Source organism: Microvirga arabica (genome assembly GCF_016811235.1).
Lineage (GTDB): Bacteria > Pseudomonadota > Alphaproteobacteria > Rhizobiales > Beijerinckiaceae > Microvirga > Microvirga arabica.
Genome location: NZ_JAFBID010000197.1, coordinates 1 through 1,250, shown reverse-complemented (window position 1 = coordinate 1,250; position 1,250 = coordinate 1). Strand labels below are relative to the sequence as shown.

Sequence of the window (1,250 nt, the reverse complement as noted above, 5' to 3'; positions counted from 1 at the left end):
AGCGTCCTCACATCCACGGGTGGGGTCGCCGCTCCGGCCTTCTCGGCCCCGAACACGTCGGCCGCTCCGTCGAGGAGTTGGGCCTTCCATTGGGTGATCAACGCAGAAGGCCCAGATCAGCACAAGCAGTTTTGGATCGCTCCTGTGCTAATTTAAACCGAGCCGGTTAGATCTTCGAGCGTAGATTGAAAATCAAACTCCGATATTTTCCCTACTCTTTTGGCAGGTATGCATGGATATAATCAACATACATATATGACGGATTGGGGGTGCTGGCAGTCGAAAAGCCTCCACCGAGCCCCAGGTTGAGCAGAATGTACATAGGCTGTCGGTGCTGATCTGGCGTCTGCGTGCGCCAAACCTCCTCACGATTAAAGAAGAACCTGATCCACGTAGGATCGATGCTAACTCCGTACGTATTGAACCGATCATAGAGCGAGCCAGGCGGCACGGGGTTGCGCTGATACACGCTTCGGCTTTTCTTGCGGTCTGAGCGATCCCAGACATGAACCGTAGAGGTATATCGACCTTGTGCGTGACCATGATGCTCAATCACGTCAATCTCGGCTGTGTGGGACGATCGGTCAATTCCGATCAGCCAAAATGCTGGCCACACACCATCACCTGGGGGAAGTTTGGCACGCATTTCGAAATATCCGTACTGCTGAGAGAAGCCCTGTCCTGAAGGATCAACAGATGCGAGTAGGCCCGAGCGCCACTTGCCATCTTCATCTTGGCGCGCCTCTATTCTCAAGATCCCGTTGTCTGTAGTAAACGGAAAGCCAGATGTTGGACCTACGAACGCTGCTCGGCCGAAATTTCCTCCCCAAGGGACGCGAGCAATCCAACGAGTTCCTGGGCCACGGGCAGAAACATCAAGGTGGTCAAAGTCCTCAGTGAACGTGCGAGTAAACCTTGAGAGATCAATCTGCTCCCCGCCAAAAGCATGTGTACTCGCGGTCAACAAGACAGGCATCAAAAGCGCTGCTATCGGGAGAACTGCCATGGGTCCTATGCGCATCGTTCTGAGGAGGAACTCTCATACCATCTTCGGCGCGAAGGTGAGTTTCAAAGAAGTATTACCACTAAGAGGTCGCTCGTGTAGGAGGGCGGATCCAGAGCCGGCTCGGGCAGTTTGGACAGTGGGATAACTTGAGTTTCTGCCTGAGAGCAGTATGCATCCGGCGAGAGCCGCGGAATTTTTGACCGATGCATGGTAAAGTGGAGCCATGGAGATCGACCACGACAAG

At 53.8% G+C, this 1,250-nt stretch carries 1 protein-coding gene; it reads right to left on the bottom strand.

Features of this window, described 5'->3' with window-relative positions; translation table 11 throughout:
* Nucleotides 1-211: 211 nt before the first annotated feature.
* Entirely contained in the window at nt 212-1,006 is a 795-nt protein-coding gene (locus JQC81_RS32420) for a glycoside hydrolase family 16 protein (RefSeq protein ID WP_203275859.1), read from the bottom strand.
* Nucleotides 1,007-1,250: the final 244 nt, after the last annotated feature.